This window comes from Microbacterium sp. CnD16-F (genome assembly GCF_024124465.1).
In the GTDB taxonomy this organism is placed as follows: domain Bacteria; phylum Actinomycetota; class Actinomycetes; order Actinomycetales; family Microbacteriaceae; genus Microbacterium; species Microbacterium gawkjiense.
Map to the genome: position 1 here is coordinate 1 of NZ_JAMXSA010000006.1, position 12338 is coordinate 12338.

The 12338-nt window shown below is 70.7% G+C and carries 16 protein-coding genes; 14 read left to right on the plus strand and 2 right to left on the minus strand.

Annotated elements, in window-relative coordinates; translation table 11 throughout:
* The 6 genes from NH287_RS02800 to NH287_RS02825 all read left to right on the plus strand — a co-directional run.
* On the plus strand, window positions 1-132 hold a 132-nt coding region (locus NH287_RS02800; RefSeq protein WP_253034455.1), incomplete at its 5' end, for an integrase core domain-containing protein.
* A 39-nt stretch (window positions 133-171) separates the two neighbouring features.
* A complete protein-coding gene (locus NH287_RS02805) occupies window positions 172-495 on the plus strand; it encodes a DUF2469 family protein (protein ID WP_036309185.1) in 324 nt (107 codons plus the stop codon).
* 90 nt (window positions 496-585) lie between these two features.
* Window positions 586-948, plus strand: coding sequence for a YraN family protein (locus tag NH287_RS02810; RefSeq protein WP_064001965.1), 363 nt, complete (start codon window positions 586-588; stop codon window positions 946-948).
* The gene (locus NH287_RS02815; protein ID WP_253034399.1) at window positions 945-2471 is read left to right on the plus strand and encodes a YifB family Mg chelatase-like AAA ATPase; all 1527 of its coding nucleotides are present in this window, start codon (window positions 945-947) and stop codon (window positions 2469-2471) included. The genes NH287_RS02810 and NH287_RS02815 overlap by 4 nt, the downstream gene beginning before the upstream one ends.
* Entirely contained in the window at window positions 2465-3634 is a 1170-nt protein-coding gene (gene dprA / locus NH287_RS02820; protein WP_253034400.1) for a DNA-processing protein DprA, read from the plus strand. Before NH287_RS02815 ends, dprA begins: the two co-directional genes overlap by 7 nt.
* A gap of 70 nt (window positions 3635-3704) precedes the next feature.
* Window positions 3705-4604: a tyrosine recombinase XerC gene (locus NH287_RS02825; protein WP_253034401.1), complete on the plus strand. Its 900-nt coding sequence runs from the start codon at window positions 3705-3707 to the stop codon at window positions 4602-4604.
* Between the two features lie 18 nt (window positions 4605-4622).
* On the opposite strand, the gene NH287_RS02830 is transcribed toward NH287_RS02825, so the two are convergent.
* Window positions 4623-5120: a murein hydrolase activator EnvC gene (locus NH287_RS02830; protein WP_253034402.1), complete on the minus strand. Its 498-nt coding sequence runs from the start codon at window positions 5118-5120 to the stop codon at window positions 4623-4625.
* A 287-nt stretch (window positions 5121-5407) separates the two neighbouring features.
* Between NH287_RS02830 and rpsB the strand changes: the two genes are divergently transcribed.
* The 8 genes from rpsB to NH287_RS02870 all read left to right on the plus strand — a co-directional run bounded on the left by rpsB (window position 5408) and on the right by NH287_RS02870 (window position 11243).
* Window positions 5408-6286, plus strand: a complete 879-nt coding sequence (rpsB, locus tag NH287_RS02835) for a 30S ribosomal protein S2 (protein WP_253034403.1) — start codon at window positions 5408-5410, stop codon at window positions 6284-6286.
* A 78-nt stretch (window positions 6287-6364) separates the two neighbouring features.
* Complete coding sequence (gene tsf, locus NH287_RS02840) at window positions 6365-7192, plus strand: translation elongation factor Ts (protein ID WP_064001970.1); 828 nt, start codon at window positions 6365-6367, stop codon at window positions 7190-7192.
* 87 nt (window positions 7193-7279) lie between these two features.
* Window positions 7280-7999, plus strand: coding sequence for a UMP kinase (gene pyrH, locus NH287_RS02845; RefSeq protein WP_064001971.1), 720 nt, complete (start codon window positions 7280-7282; stop codon window positions 7997-7999).
* 55 nt (window positions 8000-8054) lie between these two features.
* A complete protein-coding gene (gene frr, locus NH287_RS02850; protein ID WP_217532011.1) occupies window positions 8055-8609 on the plus strand; it encodes a ribosome recycling factor in 555 nt (184 codons plus the stop codon).
* A 7-nt stretch (window positions 8610-8616) separates the two neighbouring features.
* Window positions 8617-9648 (plus strand): phosphatidate cytidylyltransferase, encoded by a 1032-nt coding sequence (locus NH287_RS02855; protein WP_253034404.1) that lies wholly within the window; start codon window positions 8617-8619, stop codon window positions 9646-9648.
* A complete protein-coding gene (locus NH287_RS02860; protein ID WP_253034405.1) occupies window positions 9645-10202 on the plus strand; it encodes a DivIVA domain-containing protein in 558 nt (185 codons plus the stop codon). The genes NH287_RS02855 and NH287_RS02860 overlap by 4 nt, the downstream gene beginning before the upstream one ends.
* A gap of 42 nt (window positions 10203-10244) precedes the next feature.
* Window positions 10245-10958, plus strand: a complete 714-nt coding sequence (locus NH287_RS02865) for a lytic transglycosylase domain-containing protein (RefSeq protein WP_253034406.1) — start codon at window positions 10245-10247, stop codon at window positions 10956-10958.
* 3 nt (window positions 10959-10961) lie between these two features.
* Window positions 10962-11243 (plus strand): hypothetical protein, encoded by a 282-nt coding sequence (locus NH287_RS02870; protein WP_217532004.1) that lies wholly within the window; start codon window positions 10962-10964, stop codon window positions 11241-11243.
* Here the strand turns inward: NH287_RS02870 and NH287_RS02875 are convergent, their stop codons facing one another.
* On the minus strand, window positions 11244-12317 hold the full coding sequence (locus tag NH287_RS02875) for an AI-2E family transporter (protein ID WP_217532096.1): 1074 nt from the start codon (window positions 12315-12317) through the stop codon (window positions 11244-11246).
* Between the last annotated feature and the right edge of the window lie 21 nt (window positions 12318-12338).

Below are 12338 nucleotides of genomic sequence, written 5' to 3' on the forward strand. Positions count from 1 at the left end.
ACCTCCGAGACGGAGCGCCGCGGCGAACTCGACGGATGGCTGCACTACTACAACCATCACCGGCCCCACACGGCCTGCGGGAACCAGCCGCCCTTCTCACGATTGACCAACGTCTCCGGTCAGTACATCTAGGTCCGGGGCCGTTCGCCGCCCGCCTAGGATGGAGTCACCATGGATGACGAAGTCTTCGAGGACTACGACCGCGAACTCGAGCTGGCCCTGTACAAGGAGTACCGCGACGTCGTCGGTCAGTTCCAGTACGTGATCGAGACCGAGCGCCGGTTCTACCTCGCCAACGAGGTCAACGTCGTCCGCCGCGACACCGAGCACGACTTCTACTTCGAGATCTCGATGAACGACGTGTGGGTGTGGGACATCTACCGCGCCGACCGGTTCGTGAAGTCCGTGCGGGTGCTCACCTTCAAGGACGTGAACGTCGAGGAACTCCAGCGGCGCGACTTCCAGCTGCCGGAGGAGCTCTCGCTCGACGGCTGAGCCTCCTCCCCAGGAGTCGTCCCTCCGCGTTCGTCCACCGGGGCGGGTCGACGACGCCGTTCGCCGGGACGCGCGGGCCACGCTGGTCGCATGGCAGCGAAAGACGACCTCGGACGGGCCGGTGAGGAGCGCGCCGAGCGGCATCTGCGTGCCGGCGGGTATCGGATCCTCGACCGGAACTGGCGTACCCACGGCGGGGAGATCGACATCGTCGCGGCGCACGGGGCCGATCTCGTGGTCGTCGAGGTGAAGACCCGCCGAGGGGAGTGGTTCGGGCATCCGTTCGCCGCCGTCGACGCCCGCAAGCGGGATCGCCTGTGGCGGCTTGCCGCTGCGTGGATCGTGGCACACCCCGAGGCGGCCCGGGGACGCCGACTGCGACTCGATGTCATCGGCATCACGGGACCCGACCCGGAGTCGGCCGTGGTGGAGCACCTCGAGGACCTGCGATGAGCCTGGGGCGCACGTGGTCGGTCGTCCTCACCGGGCTGGTCGGCGACATCGTCGAGGTGGAGGCCGATCTGTCGAACCAGGTGCCGGGCTTCTCCATCATCGGATTGGCAGACAAGGCGATCGGGGAGGCGCAGCAGCGCGTGCACAACGCGTGCGCGAACAGCGACCTCCCGCTGCCGCGGCGACACGTGACGGTCAATCTGTCGCCGGCGAACCTCCCGAAGCGCGGATCCGCGCTGGACGTCGCCGTCGCGATCGCCGCGGTGGCGACGGAGGCGCCTCTCGACCGGCAGTCGCTGGCCGAGACCGTCCACCTGGGGGAGCTCGGGCTCGACGGTCGTCTGCGCCCGGTCTCCGGCGTGCTGCCCGCGGTCCTGGCGGCCGCTCGCGCAGGGTTCCGTCGCGTCATCGTGCCGCACGCGAACCTCTCCGAGGCGGAGTTGGTCGACGGGATCGAGGTCCGCGGCGCGGTCAGCCTGCGTGATGTCGCCCGCGCTCACGGCCTCGACGTCCCCGATGTCGTCGCCGAACCCGTGCCGGCCCCCGAGAGCGCGCCGGCGGAGGAGGAGTCGGTCCCCGATCTCGCGGACGTCATCGGGCAGAGCGATGCGGTCGAGGCGCTCATCGTCGCCGCTGCGGGCGGACACCACGTCCTCATGAGCGGTCCGCCCGGGGCGGGCAAGACGATGCTCGCCCGCAGGCTGCCCGGGCTCCTCCCGGACCTGGATGACGAGACGGCGTTGCAGGTCGCATCGATCCGATCGCTCGCAGGTCTGCCCGTCACCACCCTCCGACGGCGACCGCCCTTCGAGGCGCCGCACCACACCGCATCCGCCGTCGCGCTCGTCGGGGGCGGCAGCCGCATCCTCCAGCCGGGGGCGATCGCGAGGGCGAGCGGCGGAGTGCTCTTCCTCGACGAGGCCGGGGAGTTCAGCGGCCACGCGCTCGACGCCCTCCGGCAACCGCTCGAGTCCGGTCGCATCGAGATACACCGGGTCGGATTCCGCGCCGTGCTCCCGGCCCGCTTCCAGCTGGTGGTCGCGACGAACCCCTGCCCGTGCGGCAACTACGGGATCCCCGGAGGCGTCTGCTCGTGCCCGTCGCTGGCCATCCGCCGCTACCTCGGCAGGCTCTCCGGTCCGTTGATCGACCGCATCGACATCGAGCTCGGTCTCCAGCGGGTGTCGGCGACGCAGACGGTGGGCGCCGGTGTCACGAGCGCCGCCGCCCGCGAGCGCGTCCGGGCGGCACGCGACCGCGCACGACGACGGCTCGCCGGCACACCGTGGACGACCAACGGCGAGGTCGACGGCACGTGGCTGAGATCTGGACCTCTGCGCCCCGCGCCCGAGTCCACCAGGCCGCTCGACGACGCCCTGCACCGGGGATCGCTGACGCTGCGCGGGTACGACCGCGTGCTGCGCGTCGCGTGGACCCTGGCGGACCTCGCCGGCAGAGAGCGCCCGGACGCGGCCGACATCGGCGGAGCCCTGTTCCTGAAGCGCGGGGCATCGTCGTGCTGACCGTGAGCCTCGCTCGGCAGCGCGAGCGATTGGCCGGTCTCGTGCCGGAAGACGTCCTCGCGGACGAGGATGCCGTCGCCCACCATCACGCCTGCGCCGTCTGGTCGTGCCTGACGGAACCCGGTGACGGCGTCGCGGGATCCCTCATCGCGGAACTCGGCGCGGTCGCTGCGCTCCACGTCGCGTGGGGGAGCGGCGGGCCGACCTCGGCGGAGCTCGAGGCGGGAAGACGGCGGTGGCATGCGCGGCGGGACTCCGTCGAGGATGCGTTCGATCGCGCACGCCGGGTGGGCGCCCAGCTCCTGGTCCCCGGCGGTCACGGGTGGCCACGGGAGGTCGACGATCTCGGCGTCCACGCTCCGCGCGCCCTGTGGGCACGCGGTGACACCACCGCGTTGGGCGGTGCGCGTCCGGCTCTGGCCCTCGTCGGTGCGCGGGCCGCCACCGGGTACGGGGAGCACATGACGGGGGAGTTCGCCACGCATCTGGTGCGCGCGGGCGTCCGCGTCGTCTCCGGCGGGGCCTACGGGATCGACGGCATGGCCCACCGTGCTTCGCTCGCCGCCGGCGGTGTGACGGTGGCCGTCCTCGCCGGCGGTGTCGACCGCGCCTATCCGTCGGGCCATGCGGACCTCCTCGCGCGGATCGCGGCGGGTCCGGGTGTCGTGGTCGCCGAGGTGCCCTGTGGGACCGCGCCGACGAAATGGCGCTTCCTCCAGCGGAACAGGCTGATCGCGGCGTTGTCGGGAGCGACGGTCGTCATCGAAGCGGGGTGGCGCAGCGGCTCGCTCAACACCGCGGGGCATGCCGCCGCGCTCGGGAGACCCCTGGGCGCCGTCCCGGGACCTGTGACGAGCGCCGCATCGGCGGGGTGCCATCGACTGCTCCGCGAGTACGACGCGCGGTGCGTGACCTCCGCCGACGAGGCCCGCGAGCTCCTCGGACTCAACAGCCCCCGGGTCGACGCGTCCGCCGAACGGGTCGATGATGCGACGAGGATCCTGGACGCCCTGAGCGCGCGCAGCCCGCGGACCCCGGACGACGTCGCCCGTCGCGCCGGATTCTCCCCCGGCGAGGCCAGGGGCCTGCTGGCGCTGCTCGAGCTCGACGGCCGCGCGCAGCGCGGACCGGAGGGGTGGCGCCGCGCCCCGGCGCCGCGGTGACCATCCGTCGGGCAGGGGCTTCCCCGCACGCCTCGCGCCGGAAGGGCGAAGGGCGAGGCATCCTGGGAGGATGCGGATGTCGGAGGCGGTCGAGCTTTACACGGAGCATCTGGCCAGGGTGCGGCGGCTGTCGCCGGCCACGGTCCGCGCCTACCGGGCCGACCTCGCCGACCTCGCGGCCTTCGCGGACGACCCGGCGGTCGCCGACCTCGACGTCGAGGACCTGCGCGAGTGGCTCTGGTCCGCCACGCAGCGCGGCATCTCCCGCGCGAGCCTCGCGCGGCGCACCGCCTCGCTGCGCGGGTTCTTCGGTTGGCTGTCCGCCGAGCGGATGCGGGAAGACGACCCGACGCTCCGCCTCGTGACGCCCAAGCGCGGTCGCACGCTACCGACCGTCGCCGCCGCGGCGGAGCTCGACACCGTGCTGGAAGCGCAGCGCGTCGGCGCCGACGGGACAGGAGACCCCGTCGCGCTGCGGGATACGGCACTGCTGGAGCTCCTCTACGGCGCAGCCCTCCGCGTGTCGGAGGCCTGCGGGCTCGACCTCGGGTCGCTCGACCGCGCAGCGGCGACCGTCCGCGTCCTCGGCAAAGGCGGAAAGGAGCGAGTGGTCCCCTACGGCGCTCCAGCCGCCCGAGCCGTCGATGCGTGGTTGGTCCGCGGGCGACCCGCTCTTCTGACCGACCCCGGGACCACCGCGTTGTTCCTCGGAGCCCGCGGCGGCCGTCTCGGTGTCCGCACGGCCTACGAGGTCGTCCGTCGCACGCTCGGCCCCGTGATCGGCGCGGATGCCGTCGGTCCCCACGCCCTGCGGCACTCGGCGGCGACGCACCTGCTCGACGGGGGCGCGGACCTCCGGGCCGTCCAGGAGATGCTCGGACACGCGAGTCTCGGCACGACGCAGATCTACACGCACGTCTCGACCGAACGGCTCACAGCCGCGTATCGACTGGCCCACCCCCGGGCCTGAGACACCCGGACCTCCAGGTCAGCAACACGGCAGCAGGATCGCTCTCGGCACCCGCCCGAGCAGCAGGAGCGGGTTGACGTACTCCCCGTCCAGCCGGACGCCGACGTGGAGCGTCCCTGCGGGCGCGTGACCTCCCGTGGACACGGTGCCGATCGGATCCCCGGCCGCCACCACGTCGCCCACGGCGACGGAGGGCGCGATCGGCTCGACGCTCGTGACCCACCCGCCCCCGTGGTCGATCGTGACGACACCGCGGTCGACGACCGTTCCCGCGAAGGCGACCACCCCCGCCGCCGGTGCGACGACGGGACCCGCCACGGGTCCGATGTCGATTCCCCGGTGGCCCGCGCCGTAGTCGTGGGCGGGGGCTTCGAACGGGGCGACCACGTTGGCACCCTCCGCCGGCAGTCGCCAGGCCGGCGCGCCGTCGGGGGCCGCGTCGACGCGCAGAGGTGTCAGCAGGACGAGGGTGGCGGCAGCCACCAGAGCCAGGGTCACGCGGCGGATCGAGGGCATGAGCCGATGGTGCTCCGCGACGTGGCCGGCACGGGCGTCCCGCTCGGCGACGGGGGATGGATCGTGGCGGGCGGCGGCGGGGGAGGAGGTCTCGTTCTTGCTATGCTGGTGGGGCACCCCGTCCGTCGGGGTGACTACGCGTGCCCACAGCGGCTCGATCCGACACCGTCGATCGACATCGCGGCATCCCACCCAACGGTCTCCTCCGGGAGCGGGTGCGTGCCGGGCACCAGGCTCGCCGCGACCATCGTCCGGCGCGATCAACCACAACGAACAGGAGAACGGCCATGGCCGTCGTCACCATCCGCCAGCTGCTCGACAGCGGCGTTCACTTCGGACACCAGACCCGTCGGTGGAACCCGAAGGTCAAGCGCTTCATCCTCACGGAGCGCAGCGGCATCCACATCATCGACCTGCAGCAGTCGCTCGGGTACATCGACAAGGCGTACGAGTACGTGCGCGAGACGGTCGCCCACGGCGGCACGATCCTCTTCGTCGGCACCAAGAAGCAGGCGCAGGAGATCATCGCCGAGCAGGCCACGCGTGTCGGACAGCCCTTCGTCAACCAGCGGTGGCTCGGTGGCCTCCTCACCAACTTCTCGACGGTCTCCAAGCGCCTCGCGCGCATGAAGGAGCTCGAGGAGCTCGACTTCGAGAACCCGGCCGAGAGCGGCTTCACGAAGAAGGAGCTCCTCCTCAAGAAGCGCGAGCTCGACAAGCTCCACAAGTCGCTCGGGGGTATCCGCAACCTGCAGAAGACCCCGTCGGCGATCTGGGTCGTCGACGCCAAGCGCGAGCACCTCGCCATCGACGAGGCCAAGAAGCTCGGCATCCCCGTGATCGGCATCCTCGACACGAACGCCGACCCCGACGAGTTCCAGTTCCCGATCCCGGGCAACGACGACGCGATCCGCTCGGTCAGCCTGCTGACGCGCATCATCGCCGACGCCGCTGCCGAGGGTCTCATCCAGCGCCACAACCCGACCGACGAGTCGGCCGAGGCCGAGCCGCTGGCCGACTGGGAGCGCGAGCTGCTCGAGTCCGCTCCGGCCGAGCAGACCGAGGCCCCCGCCGCCGAGGCGCCCGCTGACGAGGCCCCCGCCGCGGAGGAGGCCGCTGAGGCTCCCGCCGCCGACGAGACCGCCGAGGCGAAGTCCGCCGAGTGATCATCCCGCCTGTGCCCCGCCATCCGCGGGGCGCAGGCGCCTGGAAACACCCACCCAACTACTGAGGAGCCGCCACCCATGGCAAACTTCACCATCGCCGACATCAAGGCGCTGCGCGAGCAGCTCGGCACGGGAATGGTCGACACGAAGAAGGCGCTCGAGGAGGCCGACGGCGACCTCGAGAAGGCTGTCGAGATCCTGCGTCTCAAGGGCGCGAAGGGCAACGCGAAGCGTGCCGACCGCTCCACGAGCGAGGGACTCGTCGCCGCGAAGGAGCAGGACGGCAAGGTCACGCTCATCGAGCTGAACACCGAGACCGACTTCGTCGCGAAGAACGAGCGCTTCATCGCGCTGTCGGAGAAGGTCCTCGACGCCGCTGCCGCGGCCGGTGCCGACTCCGCCGAGGAGGCCCTCGCGGCCGACGCCGGCGGCAAGACCGTCGCCGACCTCATCTCGGACGAGGCCGCCATCATCGGCGAGAAGGTCGAGCTGCGCCGCGTGCGCACGCTGTCCGGGGACGCCTTCCAGGTGTACCTGCACAAGACCAGCAAGGACCTGCCCCCGCAGGTCGGCGTCGTCGTCGCCTACTCTGGTGACGACGCCGAGACCGCTCGCTCGATCGCGCAGCACATCTCGTTCGCGAACCCGACGTACCTGTCGCGCGACGAGGTGCCCGAGGCGGATGTCGAGAAGGAGCGCGAGATCGTCACCGAGATCTCCCGCAACGAGGGCAAGCCCGAGGCTGCGCTCCCGAAGATCGTCGAGGGCCGCGTCAACGCGTTCTTCAAGCAGGTCGCCCTGCTCGACCAGGACTACGCCAAGGACAACAAGCTGTCCGTCGCGAAGGTCGCGGCCGACGCCGGGATCACGGTCACCGGCTTCGCCCGCTTCAAGGTCGGCGCGTAAGCACATGAGAAAGGGGTTCGCATCGGATGATGCGAACCCCTTTTCCATGCCGTTCGATAGTCTCCCCCTAGACGAGAGGATCCCCGCGTGATCGACGAGAACACCGGACGCCGTCGCGTCCTTCTGAAACTGTCCGGCGAAGCGTTCGGCGCAGGACAGCTGGGGGTCAACCCCGATGTCGTCAGCCAGATCGCACAGGAGATCGCCGCAGCGGTCGACCGGGTCGAGGTCGCCGTCGTCGTCGGCGGCGGCAACTTCTTCCGCGGCGCCGAACTCAGCCAGCGCGGGATGGACCGCGGGCGCGCCGACTACATGGGCATGCTCGGCACCGTCATGAACGCGCTCGCCCTGCAGGACTTCCTCGAGCAGGCGGGTGCGGCGACCCGCGTCCAGTCCGCCATCTCGATGACCCAGGTCGCGGAGCCCTACATCCCGCGGCGGGCGGAGCGTCACCTCGAGAAGGGACGCGTCGTCATCTTCGGCGCCGGTGCCGGCCTACCGTACTTCTCCACCGACACCGTCGCGGCGCAGCGTGCGCTCGAGATAGGCGCCGTCGAGGTGCTCGTGGCGAAGAACGGCGTGGACGGCGTCTATACGGCCGACCCGAGGACGGATGCCTCGGCCGAGAAGCTCGACACGATCACCTACCGTGACGCACTGCAGCGCGGGCTGAAGGTCGTCGACTCGACCGCGTTCAGCCTCTGCATGGACAACGGCATGGACATGCGCGTGTTCGGCATGGAGCCCGGCGGCAACGTGACCCGCGCCCTCCTCGGCGAATCGATCGGCACGCTCGTCAGCGTCTGAGGCGGGGGACGCTGCCGACTAGACTTAACCGGACGTACCGACGAATGGAGAGACCGTGATCGCCGACATCCTGGCCGACACGAAGACCCGCATGGACCGCGCCGTGGAGGCCGCCAAGGAGGACTTCGCGACCGTCCGCACCGGACGGGCGAACCCCCAGCTCTTCCAGAAGGTCCAGGTCGAGTACTACGGCACGCCGACGCCGCTCGCGCAGCTCGCGTCGCTCAACGCCCCCGAGGCGCGCACCCTCGTGATCACGCCGTACGACAAGTCCGCGCTGAAGGCGATCGAACAGGCGATCCGCGACATGCCGAACCTCGGGGCGAACCCGACGAACGACGGCAACATCGTGCGCGTGACGATGCCCGAGCTCACCGCGGACCGCCGCAAGGAGTACGTCAAGCTCGTCAAGAGCAAGGCGGAGGACGCGAAGGTCCACGTGCGCGGCATCCGCCGCAAGTCCAAGGACGAGCTCGACGCCCTGAAGGGCGAGGTGAGCGACGACGACCTCGCTCGGGCCGAGAAGGAGCTCGACGCGGTGACCAAGACGCACGTCGAGCTCATCGACGAGGCGTTGAAGCGCAAAGAGGCAGAACTCCTCGAGGTCTGAGAGCGCCATGTCCGAAGACGCACCGGGGAGCGCGGTCGGACCGGAGACGCCGCCGAGCAGATCCGAGCTGAAGCGGGCCGGTCGGGCGACGGGCGACCCGTCCTCGTTCCAGTCGCACGTCCGCGCGGCGCGCAGCGAGTTCGAGAGTCAGATCGAGCGCGCCCGGGTCGAGTTCGAAGAGGCCAACGAGCGCATCAACGCGCGATCGGGTCGCAACCTGATCATGGCGACCCTCATCGGCCTCGGCATCGGCGCGATCGTGCTGGGATCGCTCCTCTTCTGGAAGTGGGCGTTCATCGCGTTCGCGGTGCCGCTGTGCCTCCTCGGGGCGTTCGAGTTCTCGCGGGCCTTGCAAGCATCGGGCCGGCGGATCGACGTCCCCGCGCAGCTGACCGCCGGCGCGCTGGTGCTGGGGGCCGCCTTCGTCGGCTACCTCACGCAGTGGTTCGTCCTGTTCGCCGCCGTCGTCCTCGTGATCGTGTGGCGCCTCATCGCGCAGATGGCCGCCGGCGACGGTCGTCGCTACGGTGACGTCGTCACCGACGTCCTCGCGGGCGCCCTCGTCCAGCTGTACGTCGTCTTCCACGGCAGCCTGGCGCTCGTGATCCTGCGCCAGGAGCACGGTGAGCTGTGGTTGCTGGCCGTCCTCGTCATCGCGGTCTCGGTCGACACGGGGGCCTATGCGAGCGGGGTCGCTTTCGGGCGGCATCCCATGGCCCCGCGGATCAGCCCCAACAAGACGTGGGAGGGCTTCGCGGGTGCCGTCGTCGCGAGTCTGGTCGCCGGCGGACTGCTCGCCGTGCTGATGCTGCAGCTGCCGCTGTGGGCGGGTGCGGTCCTCGGGGTCGCGATCCTCGTGTCGGCGACGATCGGCGATCTCGGCGAATCACTCATCAAGCGGGACCTCGGCATCAAGGACATGAGCTCCTTCCTGCCCGGTCACGGCGGAGTGCTCGATCGCCTCGACTCGATCCTGCCGTCGCTCGTGCCGGGTCTCGCCCTGTACATCCTCCTGAGCCCCCTGAGCGGACTGTCATGACCGAGCTCACCTCTCCCGCCGCCTTCCCGAAGACCTCGGGGCGTCGCAAGGGCTACGCCCCCCGCGCGGTCGACGAGTTCCTCGCCTCCGCGCGCGCCGCTTTCGAGGCCGACGACACCGACCTCACCTCCGCCGACGTCCGCGCCGCCGCGTTCCCGCTGGTGAGCGAGGGGTATGCGATCGACGCGGTCGACGCGGCCCTCGCCCGCATCGAGGATGCCTTCGCGCAGCGGGAGCGCGTGACGGCGATGAATCAGCGGGGCGCCCGCGCCTGGGTGGGGGCGTCCCGTGCGCTGGCGCAGGAGATCCTCGACCGCCTCTCTCGGAAGCCGCGACACCGCTTCCGTCGGGTTTCCCCGCTCCGTTTCGGGTACCGGGTCGACGAGGTGGATCTCGTCGCGGGTCGGATCGCGCGCTACCTCGAATCCGGGGAGGGGCTGACGATCGAACAGGTCCGTTCGGTCGCCTTCCGCATGCAGCTCCGCGGTTACGACGAGGCGCAGGTCGACGCCGTCCTCGACGCCGTCGTCGACGTCATGCAGTCCGTCGGTTGATGCGTGGCGGGTGCCGTGCGTCGCCGATATGATCGGGAGACTGTGACTTCCGGCAACGAGATCCTCCCATCGCGCGCCGGCGTCGCGACGCAGACCGTCCGGCGGTCCGGGCGCGCGGCTCCGCCGTCGCGCTGGTCTCGGCGGCGCAGCGTGCTGGCTGTCTTCTCGGTGGTCGCGACCGCCGGATTCGTGGCCGCGACGCTCGTCCCGCTGGTCTCGTTCCCCGATCCGGCCGAAGCGGCGCAACTCGACCCGCTCTCGCTCTACGCGTCGGCGGTCGAGGACGCGCAGCGGTATCAGGCCGGCGACGCCCCCGTCGTGGAGCTCGAGCGGGCGAGTGAGTACACCGTCTACGTGAAGCCCACCCCGACGCCGCCTCCGCCGCTCCCGACCGGGTCGTCCTCGTCGAAGCGGTCGTCCTCCTCTTGGCAGCCGCCGTTCGTCTCGCCGAATCCCGGCAGTGCGCAGGCCATCGCGTACGACATGGTGACCGCTCGCGGCTGGGGGGACTCGGAGTTCGCCTGCCTCGTCGCGCTCTGGAAGAAGGAATCCGGCTGGCGGGTGAACGCCTACAACGCCTCGAGCGGTGCCTACGGCATCCCGCAGGCCCTGCCGGGCCGCAAGATGTCCTCGGTCGGATCCGACTGGGAGACGAACCCTGCGACCCAGATCACGTGGGGCCTGAAATACATCCAGGGTCGCTACGGCACCCCGTGCGGCGCCTGGGGGAAGTCGCAGCGCTCGGGCTGGTACTGAGCCGTGCCCCGGTCGAATCGGCGCAAGCCCAGCGGTCCGGACGCGTCGTTCGACCGTCTCCTTGCGGGCTGGAAGCGCACGGAGCAGCGCCGCGGTGTCGAGTGGACGGTGCAGCCGGTGTCCGCCGTCCAGGCGCAGAAGGACTACGTGTGCCCGGGATGCGGACGGACCGTGGCGGCCGGGACGGCGCACGTCGTCGTCTGGCGTGCCGACGGTGTGCTCGGGGATGCCGCGGACCTGGCCGCGAGGCGGCACTGGCACACGGCGTGCTGGCGGATCGCCTGATCAGAGTTCGTTCTGGCGGGGGATCAGCACCTGGCGGTAGATGATCAGAACGCTCGCTGCCACGGGGATGGCGATGAGCGCACCCAGCAGGCCGAGGAGCGATCCACCCGCGAGGGCGGCGATCACGACGACGGCACCGGGTACCGAGACGGCCCGACTCATGATCCTGGGGGAGAGGAAGTACGCCTCGACCTGCATGTAGACGAGATACCAGACGAGGGCGACCAGCGCGGTCAACGGCGACGCGAGCCCCAGGCAGGCGAGCACGATGATGGCGGATCCGGTCAGGGTCCCCACCAGCGGGATCAACGAGAAGAAGAAGGCGATCACGGCCAGGACTGCGGGGAACGGCGCCTTGATGATGGTGAGGAAGATGGCGCTCAGGATGCCGTTGATCGCGCCGAGGACGACCTGCCCCATGACGTAGTAGCCGACGGATGCCGTGATCTGCTCGGAGAGGCCGACGAAGCGCTCGCGCTTCGACGCCGGTGCCAGTTGGTAGACGGAGCGCTTGAGGGAGCGCATCGAGGCGGTGAAGTAGATCGTCAGGATGAGGACGATGATGGTCCCCGTCGTCGTCGCGACGATCCCCGCACCGAAGGAGAGCAGGCCGGTGCCGAGGGCCGCTCCGATGTCGGCGAAGTCGAGCCCGTTCCACCAATCGTTGACGTAGCCCAACACCATGTCGACCTGCAGCAGGGGGAACGTGTGCGCGAGCCAGTCCCGCGCGACCGTGACCGGGTTCCACTCCTGATCGACCGCGCTCTCCACCAGTGTCTGGATCTGCTGGACGAGCTTGGCGATCTGGTCGACGAGGACCGGGACCACGATGAGCACGAGCGCCGTCGCGATGGCGAGGAGGCCCGCGAAGGTCGCCAGCAGCGCGCCCCAGCGGGGGAGTCCGCGGCGTTCGAAGAACGACACGACGGGGTCGAGTCCCAGGGCGAGGAAGAGGGCCGTCCCGATGTAGAGCAGGACGGTTGACAGGGTCTGCACCCCGGTGAGGATGAGGACGCCGACGCCCACGCCGAGGGTGGCGATCAGCGCGGTGCGGAACGGATGCTGGATCTTCACGGTGCCCTCTCCCAGGTCTTC